Genomic DNA, 22,714 nt, shown 5'->3' with positions numbered 1-22,714 from the left:
ACATCCAAAGTATCGCGCTTGGCACAAGCACGGGTTTTCAGCAGGTTGCCAACTTGGTGGCAAAAAAAAGCCCGGTAACCATTGCTTACCGGGCGGCGGGGCGGGGCGGAGCTTAGCGCTTCAGCGAATCCCGGATCTCGCGCAGCAGCTGGATGTCCTCGGGGGTGGCCGCCGGCTCGGCCGCTGCAGCTGCTGCCGGTTCACGTTTCAGGCGATTGATCTGCTTGATCATCAGGAAGATGACGAATGCCAGGATCATGAAATTCAAGGACACGGTGACAAAGCTGCCGTAGGCGAGCACCGCGCCCTCCTTCTTCGCTTCGACCAGCGTCGTGGCCGTCTGACCGGCCAGCGGGATGAAGTAGTTGCTGAAGTCGAGGCCGCCGAAGATCTTGCTCACCACCGGCATGATGACGTCCCCGACCAGGGAGTCGACGATCTTGCCGAAGGCGCCGCCGATGATCACGCCGACCGCCAGGTCGACCACATTGCCCTTGACGGCAAACTCCCTGAACTCGGAAATAAAACTCATGCAGAACTCCTGGATTGAGATAACTCGGCCGATGTTGGCGCCAAGTCGGTGACGCTTGAAGCGGGTAAACCTGCGGTGGCTGGCCCGCGTCGCTCCGTCCTCTGACAAGCGTCCGCTAGAATCCTGGGCTGCCCCTGATCAGAAGTCTCTTTAGAGGACCCTCATGAGTGACCAGCAAGTGGACCAAGGCAAACGCACCTGGTTGATTGCGACCGGCTGTGCCGGTGCCGTTGGTGGCGTTGCGACCGCTGTGCCTTTCGTCAGCACTTTCGCGCCCAGTGAACGCGCCAAAGCCGCCGGCGCGCCCGTCGAGGTCGACATTTCGAGCATCAAGCCCGGCGAGAAGCTGACTGTCGAATGGCGCGGCAAGCCCGTCTGGATCGTGCGCCGGACGCCCGAACAGCTCGAAGCCCTCAAGAAGCTCGATGGTCAGCTGGCGGATCCAAACTCCGACCGCAAGGCCTATCCGACGCCGGATTACGCCAAGAATGACTACCGGTCGATCAAGCCGGAGTACTTCGTCGCTGTCGGCATTTGCTCGCACCTGGGTTGCTCACCGAGCGACAAGTTTGCGACCGGCGCCCAGCCCTCGTTGCCGGATGACTGGAACGGTGGCTTTTTGTGCCCCTGCCATGGATCCACTTTCGACATGGCCGGCCGCGTCTTCAAGAACAAGCCCGCGCCCGACAACCTCGAAGTGCCGCCCCACATGTACCTCTCCGACGCCAAGCTGCTGATCGGCGAGGACAAGAAGGCCTAACAGGAAACGGGACGAGACATGGCTGAATTCAAAGAAGCTCCCGCAGGCGCCTCGGTTGGCGTGAAGACGATGACCTGGCTGGAGAACCGGTTTCCGACCGCGTTCGACGCCTACAAGGTCCACATGTCGGAGTACTACGCGCCGAAGAACTTCAACTGGTGGTACATCTTCGGCTCGCTGTCGCTGCTGGTGCTGGTGATCCAGATCGTCACCGGCATCTTCCTGGTGATGCACTACAAGCCCGACGCGGCGCTGGCCTTCGCGTCGGTCGAGTACATCATGCGCGACGTGCCCTGGGGCTGGCTGATCCGCTATATGCACAGCACGGGCGCCTCGGCCTTCTTCGTGGTCGTCTACCTGCACATGTTCCGTGGCCTGATCTACGGCAGCTATCGCAAGCCGCGTGAGCTGGTCTGGATCTTCGGTTGCGCGATCTTCCTGTGCCTGATGGCCGAGGCCTTCATGGGCTATCTGCTGCCCTGGGGTCAAATGTCCTACTGGGGCGCCCAGGTCATCGTCAACCTGTTCGCCGCCGTGCCGTTCGTCGGCGAAGACCTGGCGCTGATGATTCGTGGCGACTACGTCGTCGGCGATGCGACGCTGAACCGCTTCTTCAGCTTCCACGTCATCGCGGTGCCGCTGGTGCTGCTGGGTCTGGTGGTTGCCCACCTGCTGGCGCTGCACGATGTTGGCTCGAACAACCCCGATGGCGTCGAGATCAAGAAGCACAAGGACCCGAAGACCGGCATCCCGCTCGACGGCATTCCGTTCCACCCGTTCTATTCGGTGCATGACATCTACGGCGTCTGCATCTTCCTGATGGCCTTCACCGCCATCATCTTCTTCGCACCGGAGATGGGCGGCTACTTCCTGGAGTACAACAACTTCATTCCGGCCGATCCGCTGAAGACGCCTGCGCACATCGCGCCGGTCTGGTACTTCACGCCCTACTACTCGATGCTGCGCGCGACGACCGACACCATGGTCAACGTGCTGTGCGGCGTGATCGCCCTCGCGGCCATCGTGAGCTTCCTCAAGGGCAAGTTCGGTGGCGTGGCCAAGATCGCCCTGCTGGTGGCTGCGGCCGTGCTGATCTTCCTGCTGAAAGTCTTTGACGCGAAGTTCTGGGGCGTCGTCGTCATGGGCGGTGCGGTCGTCATCCTGTTCTTCCTGCCCTGGCTGGATCACAGCTTGGTCAAGTCGATCCGCTACCGCCCGGAATGGCACAAGTACCTGTATGCCGTTTTCGTCGTGTTCTTCCTGGTTCTGGGCTACCTCGGCATCCAGCCGCCCAGCGACATGGGCACGCTGGTGGCGCAGATCGGCACGCTGTTCTACTTCGGCTTCTTCCTGCTGATGCCCTGGTGGAGCCGCCTCGGGACGCCCAAGCCGGTGCCCGACCGTGTGACCTTCCACGCCCACTGAGCCGCGGAGCAACAACACCAATGAAAAAGCTGATCGCCATCCTGTTGGCCACCCTCGGCTTGATGGGCAATGCCCAAGCCGCCGGCGGCGGGATCGAGTGGGACAAGTTCCCCAAGGAAAAGATGTCGGACATGGCAGCGCTGCAGAACGGCGCCAAGCTGTTCGTCAACTACTGCCTGAACTGTCATTCGGCCGCCTTCATGCGCTACAACCGCATGCGCGATATCGGCCTGACCGAGGCCGACATCAAGAGCAACCTGCTGTTCGCCGCCGACAAGGTCGGCGAGACCATGAAGGTCAGCCTTGATCCCAAGGACGCCAAGGACTGGTTCGGTGCCAATCCGCCCGATCTGACCGTCATCGCACGCTCGCGCGCCGACGGCAGCAAGGGCTCTGGTGCGGACTATCTCTACACCTACATGCGGAACTTCTACCGCGACGACACCAAGGCCACGGGTTGGAACAACCTGGCCTTCCCGAGCGTCGCCATGCCGCATGTGATGTGGGAATTGCAGGGTCAGCGCGCCGCGAAGTTCGAGGACGTCACCGACCCGCACGATCCCAGCAAGAAGATCCATGCCTTCGCCGGCTACGAGCAGCTGACGCCCGGCACCATGACCTCGCGGCAGTACGACGAAGCCGTGGCTGACCTTGTCGCTTACATGCAGTGGATGGGCGAGCCCGCGCAGGGCCAGCGCTTCCGGCTCGGCGTCATCGTGCTGATCTTCCTCGGCTTCCTGACCGTGTTCGCCTGGCGCCTGAACGCCTCTTACTGGAAGAACGTGAAGTAAGCCTGCAAGTCCCGGCGCTGCCCCGCGGGCGGTGCCGAACCACGCAGTGGGGCGAGCGTCAGCCACCCACTGCGTTTGCTTTTTAAGCGCGGCAGCCCGCCGCGCGTTTCGATTGACTGACCCCTCGGGAGCCCAAGCCATGATGGTCCTTTACTCCGGTACCACCGACCCCTACTCGCACCGCTGCCGCTTCGTGCTGTTCGAGAAAGGCATGGACTTCGAGATCCGTGACGTTGACCTGTTCGCCAAGCCCGAAGACATCGCGCTGATGAACCCGTACAACGAGGTGCCGATCCTCGTCGAGCGTGACCTCATCCTGTATGAGTCGCACATCATCAACGAGTACATCGACGAGCGCTTCCCGCACCCGCAGCTGATGCCCGGTGACCCGGTCGCTCGCGCCCGCGTGCGCCTATTCCTGCTGAACTTCGAGAAGGAACTGTTCGCCCACGTGAACATCCTCGAAGGTCGCGGCACGACGAGCAAGGCGACCGACAAGCAGCTCGAAAAGGCCCGCTCGCAGATCCGCGACCGCCTGACCCAGCTCGCGCCGATCTTCCTGAAGAACAAGTACATGCTGGGCGACGACTTCTCGATGCTTGATGTCGCCATCGCTCCGCTGCTGTGGCGCCTGGACTACTACGGCATCGACATGTCCAAGAACGCGTTGCCGCTCTTGAAGTACGCCGAGCGCATCTTCAGCCGCCCGGCCTACATCGAGGCGCTGACGCCCTCGGAAAAGGTGATGCGCCGCTGAACGCCCACCCCGAAGCGCTGTGCGCTTCCTCTCAAGGGAGCGCCGTCAGTGGCCCGGCAAAGCCGGTTCTGCTTGCGGCCGCTGGGTCTACTGACCGTATTGCGCCCTGACCGGGTTGACTGTCGTACATGGATAAATCGCAAGGAGTCGAAGGCGGTGCGGGCAACGGCACGTCCACCCGCCCTTACCTAATCCGCGCGCTGCACGACTGGTGCACGGACAACGGTTTCACGCCCTACATCGCGGTCCACGTCGACCGCTCGGTGCAGGTGCCGATGGAGTACGTGTCCAACAACGAGATCGTGCTCAACGTCGGCTTCGATGCGACCAGCGGACTCGATCTCGGTAACGACTTCATCCAGTTCAAGGCGCGCTTCGGTGGCGTCGCGCGCGAGATCCTCGTGCCGGTGGATCACGTGGTCGCCATCTACGCCCGCGAGAACGGGCAGGGCATGGCATTTCCGGCGCCCGAACCCTTGGCCGAGGGCGCGCCGCTGCCCGTGCCGGCGCCGCAGGAGCCGCGCCGCAGCGGCCTGCGCTTGGCCAGTGAAGTCAGCGATGACGAGGGCGACGACACGCCACCGCCCGACGCGCCGGGTGGTGCGCCGCGCCCGACGCTCAAGCGCGTGAAGTAGCCGCGCACTGCGTCTAGAATCACGTCCTGTTTTTCGCCGGCTTAGCTCAGTTGGTAGAGCAACCGCCTTGTAAGCGGTAGGTCATCAGTTCGAATCCGATAGCCGGCACCATCGAAATCCCACTGCCTCAGTCAGTGGGATTTTTCATTTCTGCATCAGCTTGATGCGGATGCGCCCGGGCAGACCCGCTTGCGCCAGCAGCGCCTCCAGGCGCGGCAGCAGGTGGCGCAACTTGGCAGCGACGGCCGCATTGGCGACCAGCAGGCTCCAGCCCTCTTCATCCAGCGGGCCGGGTTGCAGGCTGGCCATCAGGTTACCGGGCAGGGCTGGGGCAATGGTGCGCAGCCGACGCCGCGAGGCCTCCAGTCGCTCGCCCAACTGCACCAACCCTGCGTGAGCACGCAGCGCTTGCGCGACCGGCATCGGGTCCGGCACGCTGGCGCGAACACTTTTTGGCGCGAGGTAGCGGGGCAGGGGCGACATCGCCGCAGTGTAGTCAGCCGACCGGGCCGCCGAAGGCCCGCTGCTAAACTGCTCCGTTTTTCGCGGCCGGGCAAACCCTTCTTGCATTGCCCCGTCGCGACCCAAGATTCGCGCCTTCCACCGATCCGGGACGGCCCCGTCGGTGCCCGCTCAGCCCTATCCCTTTGCAGCATGTTGCCCAAGCTTCTCACCTCGCTATTCGGTAGCCGCAACGAGCGCCTGCTCAAGACCTACCGCCGCACCGTGCAGCAGATCAATGCACTGGAGCCGAAGTACGAGGCACTGAGCGATGACGAACTGCGTGCCCAGACCGTGGCCTTCAAGCAGCGGATCACCGCGGGTGAGACGGTCGACGACATCCTGCCCGAGGCGTTCGCGGTCTGCCGCGAGGGCAGCAAGCGCTCGCTGAAGATGCGCCACTTCGATGTGCAGTTGATTGGCGGCATGGTGCTCAATTCCGGCAAGGTCGCCGAGATGCGCACCGGCGAGGGCAAGACGCTGATGGCGACGCTGCCGGTCTATCTGAACGCGTTGACGGGCAAGGGCGTCCACGTGGTCACGGTCAACGACTACCTCGCGCGTCGCGACGCCGAGTGGATGGGCAAGCTCTACACCTTCCTCGGCCTGTCGGTCGGCATCAACCTGCCGCAGATGCCGCGTGAGGAGAAGCAGGCCGCCTACGCCGCCGACGTCACCTACGGCACCAACAACGAGTACGGCTTCGACTATTTGCGCGACAACATGGTCTACGAGACCCGGGACCGCGTGCAGCGCGGCCTCGCCTACGCCATCGTCGACGAGGTGGACTCCATCCTCATCGACGAAGCGCGCACGCCGCTGATCATCTCGGGCCAGGCTGACGACCACACCGACGTCTACCTGCGGATCAACGCGGTCGTGCCGAAGCTGAAGAAGCAGATCGGCGAACTGGACCCGCGCACCGGCGAAGGCGTCATCGAGCCGGGCGACTTCACGGTGGACGAGAAGTCCCACCAGATCCACCTCACCGAAGACGGCCATGAGGTCGCCGAGCGTCTGCTTGCCGAGGCCGGGCTGATCCCCGAGGGCGCCAGCCTGTACGACGCGGCCAACATCACGCTCATGCATCACCTCAATGCAGCGCTGCGGGCCCACCACGTCTATCACAAGGACCAGAGCTACGTCGTGCAGAACGGCGAGGTCATCATCGTCGACGAGTTCACTGGCCGCCTGATGAGCGGGCGCCGCTGGAGCGACGGCCTGCACCAGGCCGTGGAAGCCAAGGAAGGCGTGCAGATCCAGGCCGAGAACCAGACGCTGGCCTCCATCACCTTCCAGAACTACTTCCGCATGTACGGCAAGCTGTCCGGCATGACGGGCACGGCTGACACCGAGGCCTATGAATTCCAAGAGATTTATGGCCTGGAGACGGTCGTCATTCCGCCCAACCGGCCGACCATCCGCAAGGACGAGCTGGATCTGGTCTACAAGACCGACAAGGAAAAGTTCGCCGCTGTCATCGAGGACATCCGCGCCTGCCACGAGCGCGGCCAGCCGGTGCTGGTGGGCACCACGTCCATCGAGAACTCCGAGCTGATCTCCAAGCTGCTGCAAGCCGCCAAGCTGCCGCACAACGTGCTGAATGCCAAGCAGCACGAGAAGGAGGCGCAGATCGTCGCCCAGGCCGGCCGCCCGGGCGTCATCACCATCGCGACCAACATGGCGGGCCGCGGCACCGACATCGTGCTGGGCGGCAACGTCGAGAACCAGGTCAAGTTCATCGAGGCCGACGACGCGATTCCCGCCGACGAGAAGGCGCGCCGCATCCAGCAGCTCAAGGACGAGTGGCAAGGCCTGCACGACAAGGTGAAGGCCGAGGGCGGCCTGCGCATCATCGCGACCGAGCGCCATGAAAGCCGTCGCATCGACAACCAGCTGCGCGGCCGTGCCGGCCGCCAGGGCGACCCGGGCAGCTCGCGCTTCTACCTGTCGCTGGACGACCAGCTGATGCGCATCTTTGCCGGTGAGCGCGTGCGCGCCATCATGGACCGGCTGAAGATGCCCGAGGGCGAGGCCATCGAGGCCGGCATCGTCACGCGCAGCATCGAAGGTGCCCAGCGCAAGGTCGAGGCGCGCAACTTCGACATCCGCAAGCAGCTGCTCGAATACGACGACGTGTCGAACGACCAGCGCAAGGTCATCTATCAGCAGCGCAACGACATCCTCGAAGCCGAGCTGCTGGTCGCCCAGATTGCCTCGCTGCGCGAGTCGACGCTGACCGATGTCGTGCGCACCTTCGTGCCAGCCGAGAGCCTGGAGGAGCAGTGGGACCTCGCCGGCCTGGAGCAGGTGCTGCAGAGCGAGTGGCAGATCGATCTGTCGGTGACCGGCCTGGTCAAGAACAGCGACTCCATCACCGACGAGGACATCGTCGCGGCCGTCGTGAAGGCGGGCAATGAGCTCTTCCAGAGCAAGATCGAGCGCGTCGGCATCGAGCAGTTCAACCCCTTCATGCGCATGGTGCTGCTGCAGAGCATCGACCAGCGCTGGCGCGAGCACCTGGCGGCGCTGGACTATCTGCGCCAGGGCATCCACCTGCGCGGTTACGCCCAGAAGAACCCCAAGCAGGAATACAAGCGCGAAGCCTTCGAGCTGTTCTCGCAGATGCTCGACCTCGTGAAGATGGAAGTCACGCGCACGCTGCTCAATGTGCGCATCCAGAGTCAGGAAGAGGCCGACCAGGCTGCTGCGGCCCTGGAGCGCCGCGCCGAGGCCGTGTCCAACGTGACCTATCAGCATCCCAACGAGGATGGCTCGGTCAGCCAGGAAGTCGATCCCGCCACTCTGCTGGCCGACTATGGCCACGTCGGTCGCAATGACCCCTGCCCCTGTGGCAGCGGCAAGAAGTTCAAGCTCTGTCACGGCAAGCTCGCCTGAACGTCGCTTTTGAACGCCTCGCGGGCCGGCTTTTGCCGGCCCGTTCTCATTCAGGGGGGTGCCTCTGCCAGCCCACCCATGTGGGGGGAAAACCGTGCGTTTGAGCACATCGCAGGACCTGAGCCACATACCTGAGGGGTGCTCGGCCCGCGCGCACCCCCCTAGAGTGCAGTCAACGCCCGATAACCCGGGTAGATCCTGATAGAGAACTTGAAAGTGCGTATGAAATCGTTGTCTGCAGCCTTTGTCGCCTTGAGTCTGGCCTTTGCCGCGGGCACCGCTTCTGCCGCGCCGGGTCCGCTGAGCTTCGGCAACCACAGCCTGCAGGACGCCACTGGCTTCGGTACCGCCTTCAGTGACACCTATTCGTTCACGCTGGTCTCGTCCGGTTGGCTTGGTGGGCAGCTATTCACCAGCGCTGCCCTGGGTGGCATTCCGGTGATCGACGTGCAATCGGTGCTGCTGCGCCGCGGCGGAAATGACATCGGCTGGTCGCAGACCATCGCCATCAACTGGGATGTCGCTGAGAACGGCGTCGAGCAATGGGCCCTGTCACCGACCCAGGTGGCCGCCGGCCAGTGGGAGTTGATCGTTTCCGGCGTCAGCTACGCCGACAAGGCCGGCAACGGCTACGACGCCGACATGCAACTGCCCGAGCCGCAAAGCCTGGCCCTGGCGGCGCTGGCTCTTGCAGGCGCCGGCCTCGCCCGCCTGCGCCGTCGCGCCGTCTGAGCGCTCGGCCTCCACACAGATTCCGAAAGAACTTCATGAAGCAATTTCTCGCTCCCAGCCTGATCGCCCTTGGCGCGCTGGCACTGGCTCCGGCGCATGCGGCCACGCCGGTGCAAATCGTGTGGCAGGGCATCGACATGGCTGGCACCAAGCTCAGCACGCAGGACGCCACCGTGTCGACGTCGACACCGGTCACCAGCAACTACGCCACGACCGCACTCAACTACAGCTATGTCGCCAGCGGTGACAGCTTCATTGCCTACTGCATCGAGCCCAGCCAGTCCAATGGTCGCGCCGGCTTCAGCCGCGACTACTTCGTCGACAGCTTCAGCGCCACGCAGTCCCAGCGCCTCCAGGCCCTGTTCTCGACCGAGTACGGCCAACTCAACACGTACACCGAGAAGGCCGCCTTCCAGATCGCCATCTGGGAAATCATGCGGGAGACGGGTGGCACGCTGGACGCCGCCAACGGCAGCTTCCACATCCTCGGCAATGACGCCACCAGCGGCCAAGTGGCGGCGTTGGCCAACAGCTTCATGACCGCGGCAGCCAGCTACAACGGCCCGGCGCTGTACTCGCTGACCCGCCTGTCGAGCGCCAATCTGCAGGACCTGGTCACCGCCACGGCCATCAACGCCGTGCCCGAACCCGAGACCTATGCGCTGCTGCTTGCCGGTCTGGGCATCGTCGGCTTGGTGGCCCGCCGCCGCCTGCCGCGCTGATCAGCGCACCGCGCGCGTCACCCGTCCTTGCAAAGGCTCCTTCGGGAGCCTTTTTCGCTTCTTAGAATCGCCGCGCTTCCCTGACTTCCGAGCGCGCCATGCCTGTCAATCTTTCCGCCCCCGATCCCGCCACCCTTCTGCCCGTGCCGGGGGTGCGCCTCGGCTCGACGATGGCAGGGGTTCGCAAGGCCAACCGGCGCGACCTCAACGTCATCGCGCTCGACGAGGGCGCGGCGGTGGCCGGCGTCTTCACCACCAACCGTTTCTGCGCCGCGCCCGTGCAGGTCTGCCGTGAGCACCTAGCCGGCGGCTCGGCCATCCGCGCGCTGCTGATCAACACCGGCAATGCCAACGCCGGCACCGGTGCCGACGGCCTGGCCCGTGCGCGCGAGACCTGCAAGGCGCTCGCCGGCCTCATCGGCTGCGCGCCTCAGCAGGTGCTGCTCTTCTCAACGGGCGTCATCATGGAGACGCTGCCCGTCGATCGCATCGCCGCCGGCCTGCCGGGCGCCCTGGCTGCGCTGCGTGACGATGGTTGGGGCGACGCCGCCACGGGCATCATGACGACGGACACCCTGCCCAAAGCCGCGTCGCGCCGCATCGCCATCGGCGGCGTGCCCGTCACGCTGACCGGCATTTCCAAGGGCGCCGGCATGATCCGGCCCAACATGGCGACCATGCTGGGCTTCGTCGCCACTGACGCCAATATTTCGCCGGCGCTGTTGCAGCCGCTGGTCAAGGAAGCCGCCGACGCCTCCTTCAACCGCATCACCATCGACGGCGACACGTCGACCAACGACTGCTTCATGCTCATCGCCAGCCGCAAGGCGACGCATGCCGAGATCACCTCGCTGGACAGCGCCGACGCGTCCACGCTGCGCGAGGCGCTGATCGCGCTGGCCCAGGAGTTGGCCCAGGCCATCGTCCGCGACGGCGAAGGCGCCACCAAGTTCATCACCATCACCGTGGACGGCGGGCGCGATGAGGTGGAGTGCAAGCTGGCGGCCTACGCCATTGCCCACTCGCCGTTGGTCAAGACGGCGTTCTTCGCCAGCGACCCCAACCTGGGCCGCATCCTGGCCGCCGTCGGCTATGCCGGCATCGGCGACCTGGACCAGGCGCTGATCGACCTGGACCTGGATGACGTCGCCGTGGTCCGCCAGGGTGGCCGCCTGCCCAGCTACCGCGAGGAAGACGGCCAGCGTGTCATGAAGCAGAGCGAGATCACCATTCGCATCGGCCTGAACCGCGGCGCGGCCAGCGCCACGGTCTGGACCTGTGACCTCAGCCACGATTACGTCACCATCAATGCCGACTACAGAAGCTGAAGTGGAGCCCCTCGCCCGGCCCTGCACCGGCTGAACGCCGGCAGGTCCAGTCGGTCCCCCTTGGGGACGGCGATGCTTGCGGCATTGAGCTGCAAGCACATCGCAGAGCGCGCCGGCTTGGGAGCGGCCCGGCGCTCGGCCCGCAGGGATGCACGACGGCCATGGAGGCTCGAATGGATTCCGCTAAGCTTGGGGTTACTGCTGTCAGGGGTTTCATCGCATGACCATCGGCGCCCAGCGCCGATGGCATCGACAATCCGGCGCTTCACGAAACCCGGACACCGCTCGATGAAGCTCACCCTGTCTGCCATCACCCTTGCAGCCGTCGTCGCCACAAGCGCACACGCTCAAGGGCTCAGCTACCCCGTCACCCGCAAGGCCGACCAGGTCGACGCCTACCACGGCACGGCCGTTGCCGACCCCTACCGCTGGCTGGAGGACGACAACAGCGCCGAGACCAAGGCCTGGGTCATCGCCCAGAACCAGGTCACCGACAAGTTCCTCGAAGCCATGCCGCAGCGTCTGCCGGCGCGCCGCATCTATACCGAGCTCTACAACTTCGAGCGCTTCGGCATCCCGTTCACCGAAGGCGGCCGCTACTTCTGGAGCCGCAACGACGGCCTGCAGCAGCAGAACGTCATCTACACCGCCAAGTCCTTGAAGGACACGCCGGTCGTCGCCCTTGACCCCAACCTGCTGTCCAAGGACGGTACCGTGGCGCTGACCGGCCTGGTGCCCTCGCGCGACGGCAAGCTGCTGGCCTACGGCACGGCTGGCGCCGGCTCCGACTGGCAGGTCTGGAAGGTGCGCGACCTAGCCACCGGCCAGGATCTCGCCGACAAGATCGACTGGGTCAAGTTCAGCACCGCTGCGTGGACGGCCGACGGCAAGGGCTTCTTCTATTCACGGTATGACGCGCCGGCGGAAGGCACCAAGCTGACCGGCGCCAACTACTTCCAGAAGCTCTACTACCACCGCCTGGGCACCTCGCAGAGCGAGGACGTGCTGGTGGCCGAGAACCGTGACGACAAGGAGTGGGGCTTCGGCGCCGATGTGTCGGACGACGGCCAGCTGCTGCTCATCAACGTGTGGAAAAGCGCCGGCAGCAAGAACGGCCTGATGGTGCTGCCGCTGCCCAAGGGCGCGTTTGCGGGCGGCAAGCCGCAGCCCATCACGCTGGACTTCGACGCCCAGTACACGCCCGTCGTCGTGGCCGGTGGCAAGCTGGTCGTCAAGACCGACAAGGGCGCACCGCGCGGCAAGCTCGTCGCCATCGACCTGAAGAACCCTGCGCCGGCCGGCTGGAAGACGCTGGTGGCCGAAGGGCCAGACGCCATGACCGGCGCCTCCGGCGTGGGCGGCCGCTTCCTGCTGAGCTATCTGAACGACGCCGCGACGCTGGTGCGCGTGCATGGCGCGGACGGCAAGCAGCTGACCGAGGTCAAGCTGCCCGGCGTCGGCACGGCGAGTGGCTTCGGTGGCCGTTGGGGCGACAAGGAGACCTTCTTCTCCTACACCAGCCTCACCACGCCGTCCGAGATCCATCGCTACGACGTGAAGACCGGCAAGATCGAACTCTTCAAGAAGCCCAAGACCGCCTTCAACGCCGACGACTTCGAGACCCGCCGCGAGTTTGTCACCAGCAAGGACGGCACGCGCTTCCCCATCTTCATTGCCGCCAAGAAGGGCCTGAAGCTGGACGGCAGCAACCCGACCTTGCTCTACGGCTACGGTGGCTTCGATATCTCCATCACGCCGACCTACGGCGTGACGGCGGCCAGCTGGCTGAAGATGGGCGGCGTCTACGTCATTGCCTCCATCCGCGGAGGCGGCGAATACGGCTCGGCCTGGCACGACGCTGGCACCAAGCTGAAGAAGCAGAACGTCTTCGACGACTTCATCGCCGCCGGCGAATGGCTGGTCAAGAACAAGGTCGCCAGCCCGGCGACGCTGGCCATCAACGGCGGCAGCAACGGCGGCCTGCTCGTCGGTGCTGTGGCCAACCAGCGCCCGGACCTGTTCGCAGCAGCAGTGCCCCAGGTCGGCGTGCTCGACATGCTGCGCTACCAGAACTTCACCATCGGCTGGGCCTGGGCGACGGACTACGGCACCAGCGCGGACAGCCCGGAGATGTTCAAGGCGCTTTACGCCTACTCGCCCATGCACAACATCAAGAGCGGGGCCAAGTACCCGGCCGTGATGATCACGACCGGCGACCATGACGATCGCGTCGTGCCGGCGCACAGCTTCAAATACGCGGCCACGCTGCAGGCCGCCGACACGGGACCCGCGCCCAAGCTGATCCGCATCGAGACCAATGCCGGCCACGGTGCGGGCAAGCCGACCTCCAAGATCATCGAGGAGCGCAGCGACATCCTGGCCTTCATTGCGAACACGATGAAGCTGGACGTGAAGTGAGCCAGGCGGTCGCGATCCGCGACCTGGGCGTCGGCGATGTCGACGCCCTCATCGGGCTCTATGAGCACCTGAACGCCGGCGATGCAGCGCCCTCGCAAGAGGCGGTGCGCGCCGTCTTCGCCTACCCCGGGCTGCGGCACTTCGGCCTTTTCATCGGTGACGCCCTGATCGCCAGCTGCAACCTCGCCGTCATCCCCAACCTGACGCGTGGCGGCAGCAGCTACGGCGTCATCGAGAACGTCGTCACCCACGCCGACCACCGCGGCCAGGGTCATGGCCAGGCTGTCATACGCCATGCCATCAAAAGTGCCTGGGAGGCCAGCGCCTACAAAGTCGTCCTGACCACCAGCCGCAAGGACCCGGCGGTCTGGGCCTTCTACGAGCGCTGCGGCTTCGACAGCGGCGACAAGCGCGCTTTCGTCATCAGGCGTTGACGCCGCTCACCACTTCATCTCGCCCTTGTTGACCTTGGCGCCGATGTCCAGCGCGATGGCAAGACCGGCATCCGGATAGGCCTGCTGCATGGCGCCGATCAGGCCGGCGGCGTTGGCGGCCTTGGGTAGCTCCGTCTCGAAGCGGGCCAGGTAGTCCTGCGTCCAGCGCAGTTGCGTCGCGTCCTGCGGCGCACCGGCGCGGCTGTGGCCGGGGATGACGCGCAGCGGCTGCAGTGCGGCCATCGTGCCCAGCTTGGCGCGCCAGTCAGCGCGCTCCTGGGCCGTCTGTGAGTCCGCCGTCCACACATGCAGGCCGGCGAACACGTTCACGCCGCCGGCAATCGTGCGCAGCGACGGGATCCACACATAGCTGCGGCCCGGCTGGCTGTCGTCCAGGCCGCGGATCTCCAGCTTCTCGCCTTCCAGCTCGATGACCGGCGCAGCCAGCGCCTCGGGCAGGGGCACCGCTTGCGGCGCGTTGGCGCCCAGGCGCGGGCCCCAGACCTGCAGCTTGGTCGGCAGCGTGGCCTCGATCTTCTTCAGCGTCGGCGCGGTCGCGACGACGCGTGCCTGCGGAAAGAACTGCTTCAGCAGGCCGATGCCGAAATAGAAGTCTGGGTCGGCCTGGCTGATGTAAATGGTCTTCAGCGTCTTCTTGCTGTCCAGCACCATGCCGGCAATGCGCAGCGCATCCGCCCGGGTGAAGCCGGTGTCCAGCAGCACGGCGTCGGTCTTCCCACTGACCAGCACGGCGTTCACGTGGAAGCTGGCGGCGTCGGCGTTATAGACCTGCAGCGTCAGCGGCGCCGGGGCGGCAGCCTGGGCGCCGGCGTCGGTGATGCCCAGCGTGAGCGCGGCCAGCGGGAAGGCAAAGCGACGCAGGGTCTTGATCGTATTCATGGCAATTCCTTGGAGATCGAGTGGGAATGCACGCACTCTATTTGCGCTGATCCAATCGATAAACGCCGATAGAGTCTCTGGTTTGTCAACCAAATCGAGCAAATCATGGACCGCCTGATCGCGATGCAGGTCTTCGTCGAGGTGGCCGAGCGTGGCAGCCTGACTCAGGCGGCCGACGTGCTCGACATGTCGCGCGCCATGGTGTCGCGCTACCTGGAGAGCGTGGAGCGCTGGCTGGGCGCGCGCCTGCTGCAGCGCACGACGCGGCGCGTCAGCCTGACCGAGGCGGGCGCCGGCGCGCTGCAGCGCTGCAAGCAGATGCTGGAGCTGGCCCGCGAGGCCGAAGCCGCCGCCGGGGAGCAGCGCCTGGCGCCACGGGGCCGGCTGCGCGTGACGGCCAGTGCCTCGCTTGCGCAGGCGCGGCTGGCAGCCGCGGTGGCCGAGTTCCTGGCGCTGCATCCTGACTGCGAGGTCGAACTCGTCGCGCTGGAGCGAGCCGTCAACCTCGTCGAAGAGCGCATCGACCTGGCCGTGCGCATCAGCAACCAGCTCGACCCGAGCCTCGTCGCCCGGCCGCTCGGGCACTTCCGTTCGGTGCTGTGCGCCGCGCCCGGCTATCTCGCCCAGGCAGCGCCACTGCGCAATGCCGACGACCTGCGCCAGCACCGCTGTGTCACCCATGCCTACGTCAACCGCAACGACTACGCGTTGCAGCATGCGGGCCAATGGCTGCGTGTGCCGGTGCGGTCGGTGCTGCAAAGCAATGATGCTGGTGTCATGCACCGCGCGGTGCTGGCGGGCGCGGGGGTGGCCATCCTGCCCAGCTACCTGGTTGACGAGGACCTGGGTGTGGGCCGCCTGCAGCGCCTGCTGCCCGGCTACGAGCCCGAGACGCACGCCATCCACGGCGTCTACCTGTCGCGTCAGTACCAGCCGCTGGCGCTGCGCCTGCTGCTGGACTTCCTGGCCGAGCGTTTCGGCGCTGAGCTTTAGAAGTTGACTGCCTTGGTCCTGAGGCCGCGCGCCACCAGCGTCGCGTTGATCAGCTGTGCCTGCTCACGGCTTGAGAAGGGCCATACCGTCGCGCGCCAGCCCTCGGGCGTCTGGATGACATCGGCCTGCAGGGCGCTCGGGTTGCTGTGCACACCCACCAGGCCAGCCTGCATCTTCTTCAGCAGCGCTTCGGCGTCGGCCTTGCTGACAGGCGGGCCGACAAGGGCCACGACGATCTTGTCAGGGGACTGCGCCAGGCCGCTCAGGCGCGGGTCTACCGGCTCGGGCTTGCTCGCTGCCGGCACCGGCTTGTCGGCAGGCGGTGCGGCGGGCGTTGGGGCAGACGCGTCGACCGGCTTCTCCGTTGCGGCGTCGACCGGCTTGCTTGAGCGCAGGGGAGGGCGCTTGATGCCGTCCGTGCGCTCCACAAGGCGCGGGCGGATGTCGGGCTGCGCCTCGTCCGCCGCCGTTTCGCTGGCGGCCGAGCCAGGGCCGGACGCCCCGGCCACGGTGGCGGATGCCGCGCTGGCCGCGAGGGCGGGTTCGGGCGCGGATGCGGGCATTGCGGAAGCAAGCCCGGGCGGCGCCGACGCAATGGGTGAAGCCGCCGAAGCTGCAGAAGCTGCCAAGGGCGGTGCTGGCAATGGCGCCGCCGCTCGTTGCGGCCACAGCGCCCAGGCGCCGGCCGCCGTCAACAACACGACTACCGCGGCAGCGGCGCCCACGCGGCGCGCATCCCAGAGCCGGCGCCCGGCGATTTCCGACGGGATGCCGCGTCCGGCCAGCACGCGCGTGCGGCCGCTGCCGACGTCGATGCCGGCTGTCATCAGATAGAGCTCGAACGGCCAGCCGCTGTGGGCGCTGGCCATGCTTTCGTCGATGACGATGACGCGCCAGGGCCGGGTGTCGGGTGTGGCGGGCGGCTCGACAAAGCCATGGGCAAGCGCAAAGCGCTCGACGCCAGCGGGGCTCAGGCCCGGCAAAAATTTCTCGTTGAAGGCGCGCCACTGCGTGCGCGGCCTGCGCCCCAGCAGCCGGGCGATGCCGAGCAGGCGCTGCCGCCAGGCGGCCAGGCGCGACTGGCGCGGCGCAGCGGCCAGCTCGTCGAAGGTTACGGCATCGGTCAGTACCGGCTCGACCAGGCCGCCGGCCTCGGCCGACGCGCGCACGAAGGGCAGCGCCACCACGCCGATGGTGTGCACGTCGCCCACGGCAATGCGCCGCGCCAGCGGGTGGCGGTTGTGCCAGGCAACGATTTGTTCGGGTAGACGGTCCATGCGCGTGGCGATGATGCCCGTTGGCAGCCGGCGGATACGTGCGACAAGCCGCGGGAAAAGCGGCCAGTTCCGCGCTGCCGCCCAGCTGTCAGTGCCCGTTCGGGCGGTAGACCGTGGCCGGGCCGTGCTCGGCGCCCATGTGCTTGACCACGATGCGCTCGACGGTGCCGTCGGCGAGCATCTGGTTCATCAGGTCGCCCCACTTGCGTGCCTGCGCCGGTGTGAAGGAGGCCTTCGACAGCACCAGCCCGCTGGGCGTCGCGCCAGCCGGGTCCCAGTCCTCGATGCGGGCAGGCGCGGGCAGATTGCGCTTCTTGACGTAGTGGAGATAGAGGATGGGGCTGGTGATGAAGGCGTCGAAGCGCGGCACCGTGAACATGCGGAACAGCGCGCCGGGGTCGGTCGCCTCCTTCAGGCGCCTGGCGGCGATCAGCTCATCCACATGGCGGTCGTAGTAGGGGCTGTAGCGGTAGGAGCGGACGCCGCCGAAGGTCAGATCAGGCCGCCGAATGAACTGCTCGAAGCTGTGCACGTCGGCAGGTACGCGGGTGCCCAGCACCACGACGTTGTCTTCGACGATGTAGGGGTAGAACCAGGCGAAGGCGTCGCGCTCCGGCGTCGGGATGCCCGACCCCGCCATGTCGATCTCACCGGTGCGCAGGGCCTGCCAGGTGCGCGCGCGCGGCCACAGCATGGTCTCGAAGCGGCAGCCGCTGCGCCGTGCCAGCTCCTTTTGCAGGTCGTCATCAATGCCACCCTGGCCGGCCGAATAGATCAGCCCGAACTCATAGTGGGTAAAGCGGATGGGACGCTTCAGGCACATGCCGGCGCCGTCGGCCACCGCCACGCTGCCCAGCATCGCGCCGAACAGCGCCGCCAGCGGGCGGCGCAAGCGCCGGATGGCAAAGGCCAGGGCGGCGGCGTTCATCACAGGGCCGGTGGCGTCCCCAGCACCTTCAGCAGCCAGGCGTTGAGGTCCTGGATCTCTTCCATGCAGACGGAGTGCGGCATCGCGTAATCATGCCATTGCACATCGTGGCCGAGCGCGCGCAGCGCGTCGCGGCTGGCGGTGCCGCGCGCCAGGGGCACGATGCCGTCCTGCCGGCCGTGGGCCATGAAGATGGGCAGATCGGCATTCGCCGTCGTGCGCTCTGCGGCCGTGTTGGCGGCCAGCGGCACATAGCCCGACAGGCCGACCGCGCCGCCCAGGCGCTGCGGGTAGCGCAGCGCCGTCATCAGCGCCATGGCGCAGCCCTGCGAGAAGCCCATCACGACGATGCGTTCCGCCGCCATGCCGTGCTCGCGCTCGCGGTCGATGAGGGCGGCGAGCTGCTGCTGCGATTCGCGCAGCCCGACCTCGTCCTCGCGCCTGACGAGGTCGGCGCCGAGGATGTCGTACCAGGCCCGCATGACATGGCCGTTGTTGATCGTCACCGGCCGCTCGGGCGCATGCGGGAAGACATAGCGCACCGCGCCGAGGGCCTTGAGGTCCAGCTCGCCGCAAATGGGCACGAAGTCAAAGCCATCGGCGCCCAGCCCGTGCAGCACGATGAGCGTTGTGCCGGGGTTGGGGCCGGTTTCGATCACATGGGTTTCAAGCATGGCGGTTCCAGTTTTCAAGGGTCAGTTCGAAGCGCTTGTCGCCATGGGCGTCCAGGCCCTCGTCCGTGGGCGTCCAGCCCGCGCGGCGGTAGAAGGCCTCGGCGCGCGAAGCCGGCTGGGTGCCCAGGTGCAGGCGGGTCAGGCCTTGCGCAAACAGCCAGTCCACCATCACGTCGTGCAGCGCGCGTCCGTGGCCCTGGCCATGGACGGCGGGGTCGACAAACATTGCCCAGATGTTGCCGTCACGCGCGTCGCCAATGGCAAAGCCGGCAATGCGCAGCTGCGGGGCGGGTGCCTGCTCGATGACCCAGCCGCGACCGTAGTGCTGCAGATAGGCATGCAGCTCGTCGTCGCCGATGCGACCGGGCGTCAGCTTGTTTTCGGTGACGGCATAGCGCACGCGCCAGAGTTCGGCGGTGTCGTCGAGGGTGGCAAGTCTGAGCGTCATGGCGTCATTGTCGCGACAGTCCGCGGCGCGCCCGCCCCTGATGATTCAACCCATGGGAAGCCTCTACCTCGTCCGCCACGGCCAGGCTAGCTTCGGCGCGGCTGACTACGACCAGCTCAGCGCCCGGGGCCACGCGCAATGCCGTCACCTTGGCGCCTACTGGCGCGAGCGCGGCCAGCACTTCGACGCCGTCTTCACTGGCACGCTGCGGCGTCATGCGCAGTCCCTCGCTGCCATCAATGAGGGGTATGGCGAGGACCTGCCGGCCGTGGCGCTGCCGGGCCTGAACGAGTACGACAGCGAGGCCGTCGTGCGAGCGATCCATCCGGGGCCGCTGGCAGCGCCGACCGATCCGGAGACCGTCAAGCAGCACTTCCGCCTGCTGCGCCAGGGCCTGCTCGCGTGGATGCGCGCGGAGACGGCGCCGGTTGGCATGCCGCTGCACGCCGACTTCGCCGCCGGCGTGGCCGACGCGCTGACCCGCGTGCTGGCGCTGGGCGTGGGCAAGCAGGTGCTCATCGTTTCCAGCGGCGGTCCCATCGCCACGGCCGTGGCCCAGGTGCTGGGCGCCCCGCCTGAGACGTTCGTCGAGCTGAACCTGCGCATCCGCAACTCGGCCGTCACCGAGTTCGCCTTCAATCCCAAGCGCCACCACCTCGTCACCTTCAACACGCTGCCCCATCTCGACACCGCCGAGACGCGAGGCCATGTGACGCACGCCTGAAGCTCTTTCCCCCACGGGCCACCCCACATGACAAGGCCGATGGCTCTCCTGGGCGAAGCGGCCACGCAACGTGATCGGCAGCATGACGGCTCCTCAACCCCTTGGAGATCCGTCATGTCCACACCGCGCCTTGTCCCCCTCACCGTCGTTCTGGCCCTGGCCGCCGCGCTCGCGCAGCCGGCCCAGGCCGAGAGCTTCCAGTTCAACCAGGGCGGCTATGCCGACGGCGCCGTGCTGACCGGCCATTTCAGCGGCAGCGACCTCGATGGCAACGGCTGGCTCTATGGCTACGAGCTGACGTCGTTCGAGTTGAACTGGTCCGGCAACCGCGCCGTCCAGGCCTTCAGCCATGGCTATGACGAGCGCGCCGGCTTGGAGTTCGAGCTGGCCAGCGGCCGGCTGTGGCACATGGCCAGCGTCGGCCAGGACGGCGAGGGCGTGCGCCTGTTCACTTTCGACAGCATGGGCTGGCCGACCTTCCACACGCCCGGCACCGTCACCGACGAGCGCCTGGGCCTGGCCTCGATGAGCTGGGAGCAGATGCAGGTGACCGCCGCTGTGCCCGAGCCGCAGAGCCTGGCGCTGCTGCTTGCAGGTCTCGGCCTTATCGGCCTCTGGCGCCGGCAGGCGTGAAGTGCCGCCCAGATGCCCAGATGGGGCACTGCCGGGCTTGGCAACCGCTGCAGTGCCGTCACGGCCCTGCAGCGGGAAGCCAGCGCCGAAGCGCTGGCGGATGGCACTCAGCCGCGGATGCGGCGACGCGCCGCAGTTGCACCTGCCAGCGCGAGGCAAGCCAGTGCCAGCGAGGCAGGCTCAGGCAGGCGGCCGTTGTCCACGGCCGTGGGCGCCAGCGTCTGTTCCAGCAGGCTGCCGGCGGTCGTGTAGCCCGCGGGCTTGTTGCGGGTCGCGTCCTGCCAGACGGTGAAGCTGGCCTTCAGCAGGGGCGCCGTGGCGTTGCTGATGTCCACGCCATTGCCCAGCAGGTCGATCGTGAAGAGCAGGTCGTTCGTCAGCAGCAGGTCGGGCGTCGCGTCCAGGCAGATGGAATTGGAGTTGGCGTTGCTGTTGCAACCGGCACCGGTCAGCTCGCCGTGCACATACGTCCACAGGATGCTGCTGCCGGGCGCCGGCGTCACGTTGACGTTCACGGCCGTCACGGCGTTCAGGTTGCCCAGGCCCTTGAAGCCTAGGTAGCCCAGGTGAGTGGCCGTGGCCCAGTTGCCGGTGGCGTCCAACGCGTTCTGGATGCGCAGCGTGAAGGTGTTGGCGTCAACGCCTTCATAGGTGAAGCTGACGCCCTGCGTCGTGTGGGTGTAGCCGGCGTGCGAGCTGGCAGCTGCGGCGGTCAGCAGCGTGGCGGCGATCAGGCGAATGAACTTGGACATGGTTGGGGCCCCCTGTTGAGCGTTTGTCCCTTGAAAGTGGGACTATTAACTAGGGGGCGACTCTAGATGGCGAGGCCGGCCCGGGCATCCCCGCGCTGCGGGGGTGCGGGGGCGGGGGCCAGCTTTCTGAAGGTTTGGCAGCCTTGCTGCACGGGCTCCGGGGCCACCGCGGACAATCGCTGGCGATGTTCACCGACCTGATCACCCCACCGCCCGCCGCTACAGCGTCTGCGTCCGAACGCTTCCTGCACCTCGTGCGACTTGCCCTGGCTGGCGGCCAGTTCGGCAAGCTGCTGCTGTCCGGGCCAGTCGGCGGGGACGAGGATGTCGAGCGTCTGACGGTGCGACTGGTCGAGTTGCGCGGCGAGCCCTGCCTCAGCTTCCTGTGGCGCCACACGACCCGCGACGTCACCAAAAACCACGCGCCGGCGGCCGGCTTGGCCCAGATCGCCACCCTGCTGGGCGCGCACTTTCGCAATGCCCACCTGCACACGTCGACCGAGGAGGTGCAGTTCGCCGTCAGTCGCAAGGGCCGCGAGACGCTGCGCGTGACGCGAATTGAAGGCACGGAAGCGGCCGCGCCGGCCGCACATGACAAGGCCAAGCAGCGCCCGCTGGACATGGCCCATCCGGTCTGGTCCGCCCTGGGCCTGACCCACCTCGTCAAGGGCGAACCCGCCCTCGTGCCTGCCATGGCACGCAAGTGGAAGCAGATCAACCGCTTCGTGGAAATCCTGTCGTCGGCCATCGACGAAGCCGGTCTGCAAGGGCCGGTTCGCGTGGCCGACTTTGGTTCCGGCAAGGGCTACCTGACCTTTGCGGTGCACGACTGGCTGCAATCCCGGGGCCTGCAGCCGCGCGTGACCGGCATCGAGCTGCGCGACGACATGGTCAAGCTCTGCACGGCCATCATCGGCAGCGAAGGCCTGACCGGCCTGCGCTTCGACCAGGGCGACGTGCGCACGCAAGCCGTGCAGCCGCTGGACGTGATGATCGCCCTGCATGCCTGCGACATCGCCACCGACCATGCGCTGCACGTCGGCCTGCAATCCGGCGCCCGCGTCATCATGAGTTCGCCCTGCTGCCACAAGGAGCTGCGCCCGCAGATGACCATGCCGGCCGTGCTGCGCCCCATGCTCCAGCACGGCATCCACCTCGGCCAGGAGGCCGAGATGGTGACCGACTCGGTGCGGGCGCTGCTGCTGGAAAGCCAGGGCTACCGCACCCAGGTGTTCGAGTTCATCGCGCTGGAGCACACCAGCAAGAACAAGATGATCCTGGCGGTCAAGGCACAAGGCCTGGCCGCCGAGGCCCTGGCCGCGCGCCGGCCCGAGCTGTTGGCGCAGATCGCCGAGATCAAGCGCTTTTATGGGCTGCGCGAGCAGCGGCTGGAGCAGCTGCTCGCCGCGTGACCGGCGCTGAGCCTGGCTTGGTGAACAGTGACCACAGCAT

23 protein-coding genes and 1 tRNA gene are annotated in these 22,714 nt (G+C 66.5%); 16 read left to right on the top strand and 8 right to left on the bottom strand.

All coding sequences use genetic code 11. The annotated features are described in order from the left end of the window. Positions 1–112: 112 nt before the first annotated feature. Positions 113–532, bottom strand: a complete 420-nt coding sequence (mscL, locus tag ASC81_RS21885; RefSeq protein WP_056272079.1) for a large conductance mechanosensitive channel protein MscL — start codon at positions 530–532, stop codon at positions 113–115. A 163-nt stretch (positions 533–695) separates the two neighbouring features. Between mscL and petA the strand changes: the two genes are divergently transcribed. The 6 genes from petA (at position 696) to ASC81_RS21855 (ending at position 5,011) form a co-directional block, all read left to right on the top strand. After that, complete coding sequence (gene petA / locus ASC81_RS21880) at positions 696–1,292, top strand: ubiquinol-cytochrome c reductase iron-sulfur subunit (RefSeq protein WP_056272077.1); 597 nt, start codon at positions 696–698, stop codon at positions 1,290–1,292. Between the two features lie 18 nt (positions 1,293–1,310). Next, positions 1,311–2,717 (top strand): cytochrome bc complex cytochrome b subunit, encoded by a 1,407-nt coding sequence (locus ASC81_RS21875; RefSeq protein ID WP_056272075.1) that lies wholly within the window; start codon positions 1,311–1,313, stop codon positions 2,715–2,717. 20 nt (positions 2,718–2,737) lie between these two features. Next, positions 2,738–3,508, top strand: coding sequence for a cytochrome c1 (locus ASC81_RS21870; protein ID WP_056272072.1), 771 nt, complete (start codon positions 2,738–2,740; stop codon positions 3,506–3,508). Positions 3,509–3,647: 139 nt separating this feature from the next. Continuing rightward, positions 3,648–4,265, top strand: a complete 618-nt coding sequence (locus tag ASC81_RS21865) for a glutathione S-transferase N-terminal domain-containing protein (protein WP_056272070.1) — start codon at positions 3,648–3,650, stop codon at positions 4,263–4,265. 128 nt (positions 4,266–4,393) lie between these two features. Beyond that, positions 4,394–4,900, top strand: coding sequence for a ClpXP protease specificity-enhancing factor (locus ASC81_RS21860; protein WP_056272068.1), 507 nt, complete (start codon positions 4,394–4,396; stop codon positions 4,898–4,900). A gap of 35 nt (positions 4,901–4,935) precedes the next feature. After that, positions 4,936–5,011 (top strand) — tRNA-Thr (locus tag ASC81_RS21855). 33 nt (positions 5,012–5,044) lie between these two features. On the opposite strand, the gene ASC81_RS21850 is transcribed toward ASC81_RS21855, so the two are convergent. Continuing rightward, positions 5,045–5,383: a hypothetical protein gene (locus ASC81_RS21850; RefSeq protein WP_235533739.1), complete on the bottom strand. Its 339-nt coding sequence runs from the start codon at positions 5,381–5,383 to the stop codon at positions 5,045–5,047. A gap of 171 nt (positions 5,384–5,554) precedes the next feature. On the opposite strand from ASC81_RS21850, the gene secA reads away from it, so the two are divergent. From secA to ASC81_RS21820, 6 genes are all read left to right on the top strand, one after another. After that, the gene (gene secA, locus ASC81_RS21845; RefSeq protein WP_056272061.1) at positions 5,555–8,299 is read left to right on the top strand and encodes a preprotein translocase subunit SecA; all 2,745 of its coding nucleotides are present in this window, start codon (positions 5,555–5,557) and stop codon (positions 8,297–8,299) included. 222 nt (positions 8,300–8,521) lie between these two features. Beyond that, a complete protein-coding gene (locus ASC81_RS27170; protein ID WP_056272057.1) occupies positions 8,522–9,031 on the top strand; it encodes a hypothetical protein in 510 nt (169 codons plus the stop codon). A gap of 35 nt (positions 9,032–9,066) precedes the next feature. After that, positions 9,067–9,753 carry a PEP-CTERM sorting domain-containing protein gene (locus ASC81_RS27165; protein ID WP_056272054.1) on the top strand — a complete coding sequence of 229 codons (687 nt, stop codon included), beginning with the start codon at positions 9,067–9,069 and terminating at the stop codon, positions 9,751–9,753. Positions 9,754–9,851: 98 nt separating this feature from the next. Next, positions 9,852–11,081 (top strand): bifunctional glutamate N-acetyltransferase/amino-acid acetyltransferase ArgJ, encoded by a 1,230-nt coding sequence (gene argJ / locus ASC81_RS21830; RefSeq protein WP_056272052.1) that lies wholly within the window; start codon positions 9,852–9,854, stop codon positions 11,079–11,081. A gap of 288 nt (positions 11,082–11,369) precedes the next feature. Beyond that, positions 11,370–13,499 (top strand): prolyl oligopeptidase family protein, encoded by a 2,130-nt coding sequence (locus ASC81_RS21825; protein WP_056272049.1) that lies wholly within the window; start codon positions 11,370–11,372, stop codon positions 13,497–13,499. Beyond that, positions 13,496–13,933, top strand: a complete 438-nt coding sequence (locus ASC81_RS21820; protein WP_056272046.1) for a GNAT family N-acetyltransferase — start codon at positions 13,496–13,498, stop codon at positions 13,931–13,933. The genes ASC81_RS21825 and ASC81_RS21820 overlap by 4 nt, the downstream gene beginning before the upstream one ends. A 6-nt stretch (positions 13,934–13,939) precedes the next feature. Here ASC81_RS21820 and ASC81_RS21815 read toward each other — a convergent pair whose 3' ends face one another. Further along, the gene (locus ASC81_RS21815) at positions 13,940–14,833 is read right to left on the bottom strand and encodes an MBL fold metallo-hydrolase (protein ID WP_056272043.1); all 894 of its coding nucleotides are present in this window, start codon (positions 14,831–14,833) and stop codon (positions 13,940–13,942) included. A gap of 105 nt (positions 14,834–14,938) precedes the next feature. On the opposite strand from ASC81_RS21815, the gene ASC81_RS21810 reads away from it, so the two are divergent. Further along, on the top strand, positions 14,939–15,826 hold the full coding sequence (locus ASC81_RS21810) for a LysR family transcriptional regulator (protein ID WP_056272040.1): 888 nt from the start codon (positions 14,939–14,941) through the stop codon (positions 15,824–15,826). Here the strand turns inward: ASC81_RS21810 and ASC81_RS21805 are convergent. The 4 genes from ASC81_RS21805 to ASC81_RS21790 all read right to left on the bottom strand — a co-directional run bounded on the left by ASC81_RS21805 (position 15,823) and on the right by ASC81_RS21790 (position 19,153). Beyond that, entirely contained in the window at positions 15,823–17,103 is a 1,281-nt protein-coding gene (locus ASC81_RS21805) for a hypothetical protein (protein ID WP_056272037.1), read from the bottom strand. The two genes, ASC81_RS21810 and ASC81_RS21805, sit on opposite strands and share 4 nt — an antisense overlap. Positions 17,104–17,191: 88 nt before the next feature. Continuing rightward, a complete protein-coding gene (locus tag ASC81_RS21800) occupies positions 17,192–18,031 on the bottom strand; it encodes an ABC transporter substrate-binding protein (protein WP_056272036.1) in 840 nt (279 codons plus the stop codon). Further along, positions 18,031–18,705: an alpha/beta hydrolase gene (locus ASC81_RS21795; protein ID WP_056272033.1), complete on the bottom strand. Its 675-nt coding sequence runs from the start codon at positions 18,703–18,705 to the stop codon at positions 18,031–18,033. Before ASC81_RS21795 ends, ASC81_RS21800 begins: the two co-directional genes overlap by 1 nt. Continuing rightward, on the bottom strand, positions 18,698–19,153 hold the full coding sequence (locus ASC81_RS21790) for a GNAT family N-acetyltransferase (protein WP_056272030.1): 456 nt from the start codon (positions 19,151–19,153) through the stop codon (positions 18,698–18,700). Before ASC81_RS21790 ends, ASC81_RS21795 begins: the two co-directional genes overlap by 8 nt. A gap of 52 nt (positions 19,154–19,205) precedes the next feature. Between ASC81_RS21790 and ASC81_RS21785 the strand changes: the two genes are divergently transcribed. Together ASC81_RS21785 and ASC81_RS21780 are read left to right on the top strand one after the other, a co-directional pair. Beyond that, positions 19,206–19,877 (top strand): histidine phosphatase family protein, encoded by a 672-nt coding sequence (locus ASC81_RS21785; protein WP_056272027.1) that lies wholly within the window; start codon positions 19,206–19,208, stop codon positions 19,875–19,877. A 114-nt stretch (positions 19,878–19,991) separates the two neighbouring features. Then, positions 19,992–20,510, top strand: coding sequence for a PEP-CTERM sorting domain-containing protein (locus ASC81_RS21780; RefSeq protein WP_056272026.1), 519 nt, complete (start codon positions 19,992–19,994; stop codon positions 20,508–20,510). Between the two features lie 107 nt (positions 20,511–20,617). Here ASC81_RS21780 and ASC81_RS21775 read toward each other — a convergent pair whose 3' ends face one another. After that, a complete protein-coding gene (locus ASC81_RS21775; RefSeq protein WP_056272023.1) occupies positions 20,618–21,262 on the bottom strand; it encodes a PEP-CTERM sorting domain-containing protein in 645 nt (214 codons plus the stop codon). A 185-nt stretch (positions 21,263–21,447) separates the two neighbouring features. Between ASC81_RS21775 and ASC81_RS21770 the strand changes: the two genes are divergently transcribed. After that, positions 21,448–22,674 carry an SAM-dependent methyltransferase gene (locus ASC81_RS21770; protein WP_056272019.1) on the top strand — a complete coding sequence of 409 codons (1,227 nt, stop codon included), beginning with the start codon at positions 21,448–21,450 and terminating at the stop codon, positions 22,672–22,674. Positions 22,675–22,714: the final 40 nt, after the last annotated feature.

Source organism: Pelomonas sp. Root405 (genome assembly GCF_001425165.1).
Classification (GTDB): domain Bacteria; phylum Pseudomonadota; class Gammaproteobacteria; order Burkholderiales; family Burkholderiaceae_C; genus Pelomonas.
The sequence above is the reverse complement of the archived record's forward strand: the minus strand, read 5'-3'. Positions and strand labels throughout refer to the sequence as shown.

Coding starts and splice junctions, on each gene's coding strand:
- argJ (WP_056272052.1), top strand. CDS start 9,852: ATGCCTGTCAATCTTTCCGCCCCCGATCCCGCCACCCTTCTGCCCGTG.
- ASC81_RS21805 (WP_056272037.1), bottom strand. CDS start 17,103: ATGGACCGTCTACCCGAACAAATCGTTGCCTGGCACAACCGCCACCCG.
- ASC81_RS27170 (WP_056272057.1), top strand. CDS start 8,522: ATGAAATCGTTGTCTGCAGCCTTTGTCGCCTTGAGTCTGGCCTTTGCC.
- mscL (WP_056272079.1), bottom strand. CDS start 532: ATGAGTTTTATTTCCGAGTTCAGGGAGTTTGCCGTCAAGGGCAATGTG.
- ASC81_RS21850 (WP_235533739.1), bottom strand. CDS start 5,383: ATGTCGCCCCTGCCCCGCTACCTCGCGCCAAAAAGTGTTCGCGCCAGC.
- ASC81_RS21870 (WP_056272072.1), top strand. CDS start 2,738: ATGAAAAAGCTGATCGCCATCCTGTTGGCCACCCTCGGCTTGATGGGC.
- ASC81_RS21810 (WP_056272040.1), top strand. CDS start 14,939: ATGGACCGCCTGATCGCGATGCAGGTCTTCGTCGAGGTGGCCGAGCGT.
- ASC81_RS21875 (WP_056272075.1), top strand. CDS start 1,311: ATGGCTGAATTCAAAGAAGCTCCCGCAGGCGCCTCGGTTGGCGTGAAG.
- ASC81_RS21790 (WP_056272030.1), bottom strand. CDS start 19,153: ATGACGCTCAGACTTGCCACCCTCGACGACACCGCCGAACTCTGGCGC.
- ASC81_RS21795 (WP_056272033.1), bottom strand. CDS start 18,705: ATGCTTGAAACCCATGTGATCGAAACCGGCCCCAACCCCGGCACAACG.
- ASC81_RS21800 (WP_056272036.1), bottom strand. CDS start 18,031: ATGAACGCCGCCGCCCTGGCCTTTGCCATCCGGCGCTTGCGCCGCCCG.
- ASC81_RS27165 (WP_056272054.1), top strand. CDS start 9,067: ATGAAGCAATTTCTCGCTCCCAGCCTGATCGCCCTTGGCGCGCTGGCA.
- ASC81_RS21770 (WP_056272019.1), top strand. CDS start 21,448: ATGTTCACCGACCTGATCACCCCACCGCCCGCCGCTACAGCGTCTGCG.
- ASC81_RS21865 (WP_056272070.1), top strand. CDS start 3,648: ATGATGGTCCTTTACTCCGGTACCACCGACCCCTACTCGCACCGCTGC.
- secA (WP_056272061.1), top strand. CDS start 5,555: ATGTTGCCCAAGCTTCTCACCTCGCTATTCGGTAGCCGCAACGAGCGC.
- ASC81_RS21825 (WP_056272049.1), top strand. CDS start 11,370: ATGAAGCTCACCCTGTCTGCCATCACCCTTGCAGCCGTCGTCGCCACA.
- ASC81_RS21860 (WP_056272068.1), top strand. CDS start 4,394: ATGGATAAATCGCAAGGAGTCGAAGGCGGTGCGGGCAACGGCACGTCC.
- ASC81_RS21775 (WP_056272023.1), bottom strand. CDS start 21,262: ATGTCCAAGTTCATTCGCCTGATCGCCGCCACGCTGCTGACCGCCGCA.
- ASC81_RS21780 (WP_056272026.1), top strand. CDS start 19,992: ATGTCCACACCGCGCCTTGTCCCCCTCACCGTCGTTCTGGCCCTGGCC.
- petA (WP_056272077.1), top strand. CDS start 696: ATGAGTGACCAGCAAGTGGACCAAGGCAAACGCACCTGGTTGATTGCG.
- ASC81_RS21785 (WP_056272027.1), top strand. CDS start 19,206: ATGGGAAGCCTCTACCTCGTCCGCCACGGCCAGGCTAGCTTCGGCGCG.
- ASC81_RS21815 (WP_056272043.1), bottom strand. CDS start 14,833: ATGAATACGATCAAGACCCTGCGTCGCTTTGCCTTCCCGCTGGCCGCG.